Origin of the sequence: Pseudomonas sp. Root569, from assembly GCF_001427465.1 — a bacterium.
Classification (GTDB): Bacteria; Pseudomonadota; Gammaproteobacteria; order Pseudomonadales; family Pseudomonadaceae; genus Aquipseudomonas; species Aquipseudomonas synxantha.
In genome coordinates this window covers 257,194-264,748 of record NZ_LMGQ01000007.1, presented here as the reverse complement: position 1 = coordinate 264,748, position 7,555 = coordinate 257,194, and the positions used below count along the sequence as shown (strand labels likewise).

The 7,555-nt window shown below is 62.5% G+C and carries 3 protein-coding genes and 1 pseudogene; all 4 read right to left on the bottom strand.

All coding sequences use genetic code 11. The features are described from left to right. Positions 1-2,866, bottom strand: a pseudogene (locus tag ASD70_RS09175) (DUF6531 domain-containing protein); the annotation flags it as partial. 1 nt (position 2,867) lies between these two features. Beyond that, positions 2,868-3,208, bottom strand: a 341-nt coding sequence (locus tag ASD70_RS29350) for a hypothetical protein (protein ID WP_236708700.1), incomplete at its 3' end; no start/stop codon positions are given. A gap of 128 nt (positions 3,209-3,336) precedes the next feature. Next, a complete protein-coding gene (locus tag ASD70_RS09170) occupies positions 3,337-6,411 on the bottom strand; it encodes an efflux RND transporter permease subunit (RefSeq protein WP_056846265.1) in 3,075 nt (1,024 codons plus the stop codon). Positions 6,412-6,413: 2 nt separating this feature from the next. Further along, the gene (locus tag ASD70_RS09165) at positions 6,414-7,520 is read right to left on the bottom strand and encodes an efflux RND transporter periplasmic adaptor subunit (protein WP_056846264.1); all 1,107 of its coding nucleotides are present in this window, start codon (positions 7,518-7,520) and stop codon (positions 6,414-6,416) included. Between the last annotated feature and the right edge of the window lie 35 nt (positions 7,521-7,555).

Genomic DNA, 7,555 nt, shown 5'->3' with positions numbered 1-7,555 from the left:
TCGGCGGTGAGGCGGTTTTGCCGGTCGTATTCGTAGGCCAGGGCCCAATGGCCGTCTTCGACGCTGAGGAGGTTGCCTTGGCGGTCGTAGGCATAATCGACCAGGCTGCCATCGGGCAGGGTTTTCCGGACGAGGCGCCCAGCATGGTCGCGCTCGTAACGAGTAATGAGCTGACTGCCGTCGTCGCCGTATTCGGTCTTTTCCTGCAGATTGCCGTTGAGGTCGTAGACATAGGCGGTGCGCTGGCCGTCGAAGCCGGTTTCCTGTTGGATCAGGCCGTTGGGGTGATAGGTGAGCTGGTAGGTTTCGCCGACTTCGTTTTCGATCTCGGTGAGCAACAGCCGGGCGTTGTCGTAGCGATACTTGACCTGGGTGCCGTCAGCGTTGAGGCGGCGGCTGATCAGGTGCAGGCCGCCTTCGTATTCGTAGCGGGTGACGTGGCCGAGTTCATCGCGCTCGGCGATGATTTTTCCGTAGGGGTTGTAGCTCAATTCCCGGCAAGCGCCGCCGGGCTGGGTGCGCTCGGCGATGATTTTTCCGTAGGGGTTGTAGCTCAATTCCCGGCAAGCGCCGCCGGGCTGGGTCAGTTTCAGCAGACGTCCTACGGCGTCCCATTCGTAACGGGTCAGCGCCCCGTATTCATCCTCACGGGCAACCTGCCGCCCTAAATCGTCATAGCGATAACGCTTGATCGCGCCATTGGGCAATTGCTCCTCAAGCAACTGCCCACGTTCGCTCCACACCAGCCGATGACAACTGTGATCGGGGTACCAAACTCCGGTTAACTGCCCGCGTTTGTTGTAGCTGTAGTCCGTCACCTGGCCATCGGGATCGGTCCTACGCGTAACATCGCCCTGGCTATTACGCTCATATTTCCAGACCGCCTCGCCACGCCTGACAACCCGTACGAAACCATTGTCATGCTCGTAGGACGTCGGCTCGTCATCCCCCGGAAACAGCGCCACCAAGCGTCCGGCTTCGTCGTACTGATAGGCGGTCACCGCGCCCAGCGGATCTTGCTCGACGGTCAGCCGGCCTTGGTCATCGTAGGATTTGAAGTGCTGGGCGCCGTCGGGATCGATGCGCTGTACCAAGCGCGCCCGATCATCGTGGACATAAACTTCCTGGCTACCATCGGCGTTATGCACGGTGACACGGCCGTCATCCCCCCAGGCATATCGCGTGTCCATCTGCGAAAAACTTGCCCAATGACGGACACAGCGTGCCGCCTTGCCGGCGCCTTCCCACGCCCAAAAGAAACTCGCCCCACCGGCCAACTGCCGCTCGATAATGACGTGCTGATCGTCATACCGATAACGCTCGCTTTCACCGACAGCATTGGTCGCACAAACCAGTCGTCCGTCTTCGTCATAGGCGTAGGAAACGACGTTCTGCTCGGTCTCCCAGACGTAGGGCTCGCGCCCTTTGGCGCGATGAACCTGGTAGTCCACCGCGACGATGCGATCCAGCTCATAGCGCAGCAACAGTGAGCGACCAGCGCCGTTATCCAACCGCTCAATTCGCCCTGAATGATCACGGCAAATGCGCAGGCGGTTGTCATATGCATCACTGATCGAGACCAGCACACCGTCGCGAAAGTGATAGAACCGCGACGCCTGGGCCAGCACCAGTTCATCAGGCGCCGAGCCCAGGTAGATTGCCGCTTCCGCCAGGCTATTGGTGATCGCGGGTCGAGAGTCGGTGGGCAACGGAAACTGCGTACGACGGTTCTCATGATCGGTCCACACCACCGAATCGCCCGACACAACAAGCCTGTGCGCCAGCGCATGACTCCAGCCAAACCCCAACCCACAATCCAGTTCCACCGCACTGGTGCGATACAACCGTGGATCCCGTCCAGCGCACCATCGGTGAGGGTCAGCAATTCCTCCCCGGTGACCATCGACACCGGGCAGCCATGAGTGACCGTCTTGTCCGCAGGCGCCGCCGCATCCCCCTTCGGATTCGAAGCCACGACAGGCACATCATCCACACGCTCTTTCTGCTTCAGCACCGCGTTCTGCCGCGCCTTCCAGCGCATCTGCATCGTGCCTTGCTTCAGCCCGCCGACCACCCCGCGAACCGCCACCGCTTTGTAACGGTCAACCGCCTGCATGAACTTCGTGAGAATCGCCAGCACGCCCTCCACGAAGCCCAATGCCGCCTCAAGAATCTGCTTGCCGTACTTGACCAGGCGCATGCTCAAATACGCCACGCCCGCCGCTGGCAACGCGATGGTCAACACTGCGCCAATCACCAGATCAATCAGCAGCGACACCATAAAACTGGCGGCTGCCTGCGCAACTTCACTGGGCGGTAACGCGTCCAGCCAGATCGTGGCGGTGCGCAGTAACAGGTACAGCGCCGCTTCATCACTGGCCAGCAGCATCGCCTGCTCCATGACCCTGGGCGCATCGGTGGCGATCTGCGCCAACTTGGCCGCCTCGCTGCCCAGTTGTTCGACGTACTTCAACGGGTCTTCAAGCATCGCCTGCATCAGCTTGATGCTGTCCCACACGTCATGGATCGCCGCCCAACTGCCTGCCAGCACGCCGCTGCCAATCGCGCTGGCAGTAGAGCTTTCCCAGTGGGGTTTGAAGCTTTTCCACTGCGACCGAAGCCACTGTTCCAAGTCCGCCGTCAGCCCGGCATAGGAGGTAAACAAGGCGTCCACTTGTTGCGCTGAAACACCACCCTGAACCCGCACCTGATAGCGCCCGCCGGCGGCGCAGTAGTGCGAACCCTTGCCGTGCTTATCGAGCATCACCCGCGTGGAACTGCCGTCATCCAGGCCAATCACCTCGACAGGGATATCGCCAATCGGCACGTCATACGCTGATTCGAATTTGCTCTCGATCTTCAGCACNCGCGTGGAACTGCCGTCATCCAGGCCAATCACCTCGACAGGGATATCGCCAATCGGCACGTCATACGCTGATTCGAATTTGCTCTCGATCTTCAGCACACCACCCACCGGGCAGCGGGCTACGGTAGAAAAATCCGCGTCGCTAAGGCTTACCGAACGCTGGGAATCCCCAACCCGTAACACCCGGTCCATGCCCAGCAAAGACGGCATATCCGCTGCATGACTGACCGAATCCAGCGCACGCGAATACCAGGCGCCCATCTGCTGGCGGTACTCCACCAGGCTCTGATGGAAACCATCCAGCTCGTGTTCGATAGCGGCGATGTGGGTGGCGTGGGTCATCCGCGACCACTCCCCACGGGGGACGGCCACGCAACCAGCGCACTAACAAGAAAAACCATCTGCAATCCCTCGCACTGTTCAGTCAGGCGAGGGACTTTGCAGAGGTTTGCAGGGCGGGGGAGTAGAGCTTATCCGGCGTTTACGTGGGACGTTTCAGCAACCTCGTCGCGTAGCACCAGGCTGCACAGCGCCGGCAGGAACAACAGCGTCAACACCGTGCCCACCAACACTCCGCCGATGAGTACATAGGCCAGGGACGACCAGAACACCGACAGCGTCAACGGAATAAACGCCAGCGCCGCCGCCAGTGCGGTGAGGATCACCGGACGCGCTCGACGCACCGTGGCTTCGATGATTGCCTCGCGAATCGCCATGCCGTGGTCCTGGTTCTGGCGAATCTGGTCGGTGAAGATCAGCGTGTTACGCATCAGGATGCCGCCAATGCCGATCAGGCCCAGGATCGCGTTAAACCCAAACGGTTGATTGAACAGCAGCAAGGTCGGCACTGCGCCAATCAGGCCCAAGGGCGCGGTGGCGAAGACCATGAACATCACGCCGAATGAGCGCACCTGGAACATGATCACCGTGAGGGTCAGCAAGATCATGATCGGGAACAATGCCGCCAGCGCCACGTTGGCCTTGGCGCTTTCTTCCACCGGGCCGCCGATGTCGATGTGGTAACCAGTCGGCAGCTTGGCGATCAGCAGTTGCAGGTCTTTGTATACGGCCATTTCCACATCGGGCGGTTGTACCCCGTCGATGATGTCGGCGCGCACTTCCACGGTGGTTGCGCGGTTGCGGCGCTTGAGGATCGGCTCTTCCATCACTGCCTGGAAATGCCCGACCTGAGCCAGCGGCACCGACGTACCGGCGCTGTTGGTCAGGGTCATGTTGTTCAGGTTGGCGAGGTCCTCGCGCTGGCTGCCTTGGGCGCGGGCCACCACCGACACGGTGCGGTTGCCCTCGCGCACTTCGGTGATCGGGTTGCCGCTGAGCAGGGCGTTGAGCTGGGACTTGACCTCGTCGGGGGTGAAGCCGAGTAAGCGCAGGCGATCCTGGTCCAGCACCAGGCGATAACCGCTGGCGCGCTCGCCCCATTCGAGGAAGGTGTCGCGGGTCAGCCGATTGGCGGCCACCACTTGGCGCACTTGCTCGGACAGCCCGCGCAGCTCGTCCAGGTTGGGCCCGGATACACGGAACACCACGGGGAACGGCACCGGCGGGCCGAACACCAATTGCGTGACACGCACCCGCGCCGCTGGAAACTCACCAGCCGCGATGCGCTCGCGCATGCGCACTTTCAAAGCGTCACGGGCGTGGGAGTCCGGGGTTTGCACGATTAACTTGGCGAATGCCGGGTCGGGCATTTCCGGGTTCAGCGACAGAAAGAACCGCGGTGCACCGCCGCCTACGTAGGTGTCGACCATGCTGGTCTGCGGCTCCTGCAACAGGGCTTTCTCCACCTGCGCCGCCACCGCTTCAGTGCTTTTGAATGCGCTGCCGGGCGGCATATACACTTCCAGGATCAGCTCCGAACGGTCGGAGTCGGGGAAGAACTGTTTCTTCACCACCGCCATACACAGGCCGCACAGCACAAACGCGGCCACCACCAGCCCGGTCACCAGCCAGCGCCCGCGCACGCAGGCCTCCACCAGACGACGGAGTTTCTGATAATGACGCCCGGCATAAATCGCATCGTGCCCACCGGGCACAGGCTTGATCTGCGGCAACAGCTTCACGCCCAGATAGGGCGTGAACACCACCGCCACCAACCACGATGAAATCAAGGCAAAGCCGACGATCCAGAAGATATTCCCGGCGTACTCGCCTGCACCGGAGCGCGCAAACCCCACGGGTAAAAAGCCGATGATCGTCACCAGCGTACCGGTCAGCATGGGCGCAGCTGTGGAGCTCCAGGCGTAGGTCGCCGCATGGATACGATCAAAACCTTCTTCGAGTTTCACCACCATCATCTCGATGGCAATGATCGCGTCATCCACCAGCAGGCCCAGGGAAATGATCAGCGCGCCCAGGGTCACGCGGTCGAATTCGCGCCCGGTGACCAGCATGATCACGAACACGATCGACAGCGTCAGCGGCACGGCTGCCGCCACCACCAGGCCCACGCGAAAGCCCAGGGCCAGCAGGCTGATCAGCATCACCACGGCCAGGGCGACGAAGAACTTGAGCATGAACTCATTCACCGCCAGGCTGATGTTTTTCGCCTGGTCGGAGACCTTGACGAAGTTCACGCCCAGGGGCAGGTCGGCGCGGATTTTGGCTTCCTGGGCCTGCAGGCTCTGGTCCAGTTCCAGGCCGTTCCAGTGTTTCTCCATGATCACCCCGAGCATCAGCGCCGGGTCGCCCTGGTGGCGGATGCGGTAGCTGGGCGGGTCCTCATAACCGCGGCTGACGCTGGCGACATCGGCAATGCGCAGCACGCGGCCATTGACTTGCAGGGGCACGTTTTCAATCAGCGCCAGGCTGTCGAAGGCTCCGTCGATACGGATATACGCACGGGCACCAGCGGTCTCGACAAAGCCTGAGGGCGCCACCGCGTTTTGTGCGGCGAGGGCGGCGAAAATCTGCTCGGGCTTGATGCCCAGGGTCGCCAGGCGCTCATAGGAAAACTCGACAAACACCCGTTGGGCCTGCTCGCCAAGAATATTGACCTTCTTCACCCCCGGCAGGTTGAGCAAACCCTGGCGCAGGGTCTCGGCCATTTGCACTTGCTGACGATGGGGCAGGTGTTCGGCTTCCAGGGCGTACAGCGCGAAATACACATCAGAGTATTCATCGTTGAAAAACGGGCCGATCACGCCTTTGGGCAATTGCGCGGCTTCGTCACTGAGCTTCTTGCGGGTCTGGTAGAACAGTGCCTGGATTTCGCTCGGGCGCGTGGATTCGAGAAAGGTCATGCGCATCGACACAAAACCTGGCTGGGCGATGGTCTCGACGCGGTCGTAATAGTCCAGTTCCTGCAGGCGCTTTTCCAGGCGGTCGGCCACCTGTTCCTGCATCTCCTGGGCGGTGGCGCCCGGCCAGGCGGCGGTGATGGTCATGACCTTGACGGTAAACGAGGGGTCTTCGGCGCGCCCCAGTTTGCCGAACGCGAACATTCCGGCGACCAGGATTGCAATGAGCAGGAACAGCGTCACTGCGCGGTGTTTGACTGCCAGTTCGGAGAGGTTGAGCCCGCGCATGGTCATTGGTCCTGCTTGCGGTTGAGGGCCAGCGCCTGGGCGGGTAGCAAGCGCACCTTGTCGCCGCCGTGCAGCAGGTGCGCCCCCAGGGCGACGATGGTTTGCCCAGGCAGGACGCCGCTGTCGAGCAGGGCGTCTTCCTGGCCGAGGCGGGCGACTTTCACCGGCGCGAAGGTCAGCGTGTTGTCATCGCCGATCAGCCACACGCCGGGGCCCTGGCCTGCGTCCTGCAACGCGCCAATCGGCACGCGGGTTTGCGCGGCCTGGCCGTTGCCTTGCAGGCGTACGGTGATGGTGGAACCGAGGGCGAAACGCTCGACGGCACCGTGCAACACATAGCGGGCGCGGTAGGTGCGCGTGATGGGGTCGGCGCTGGCGGACAGCTCGCGCAGGCTTGCGGCCACGGCCTGGTCGGGGGCGCCGAAGGGGAAGGCCAGGGCTTTTTGCGCGGCCAGGTCGCGCTGGTTTTCCGGCAGGTTGACGATGGCTTCACGGGCGCCGTCGTGGGCCAGGCGCGCGACGATTTGCCCTTCGGCCACCACTTGGCCGCGGTCTGCTCGCACGTCGGTGATGATGCCGTCGCCATCGGCCTTGAGCACCGAGTAGGTGCGGCGGTTTTCGATCTGGCTGGCATCGGACTGCGCCGCGGCCAGTTCCGCCTCGGCAACACGCAGGTTGGTGGCCGACTGGTCGAAGATCTGCCGTGACACTGCGCCGGTACTGGCCAGGCGCTGGTAGCGGTTTTCATCGTCGCGGCGTTGGCGCAGCTGGGCCTGGGCGGCGTTGACGCGATTCTTGGCCGAGCGCAGCGCCAGTTCGAAGTCGCCGATGTCCAGCACCAGCAGGGTATCGCCACGGGCAACGCGCTGGCCGGGGTCGACCTTGCGCTCGATCACCTTGCCGCTGACCCGGAAGCCCAGGTCGCTTTCGGTGCGGGCAGCGACCACACCGGTATACGCGCTTTGCTGGGTGCCAGCGGCTTCGACGGTGGCCGCCAATACGGGACGTGGCTGCGGCGCTTGAGCGGCGTTGTCAGCTTGGCTGTGGCAGCCACCGAGCACCATCAACAGGGCCAGGGGCGTGAGAAGACGCAGGGGGAGAGGGGGCATGGCGGGCTCCAGGGGTAACCATTGGGCAAAAAATT

What these genes read in the sequence shown, in the direction of transcription:
- ASD70_RS09170 (WP_056846265.1), bottom strand. Translation starts at nt 6,411, where the DNA reads ATGCGCGGGCTCAACCTCTCCGAACTGGCAGTCAAACACCGCGCAGTG.
- ASD70_RS09165 (WP_056846264.1), bottom strand. Translation starts at nt 7,520, where the DNA reads ATGCCCCCTCTCCCCCTGCGTCTTCTCACGCCCCTGGCCCTGTTGATG.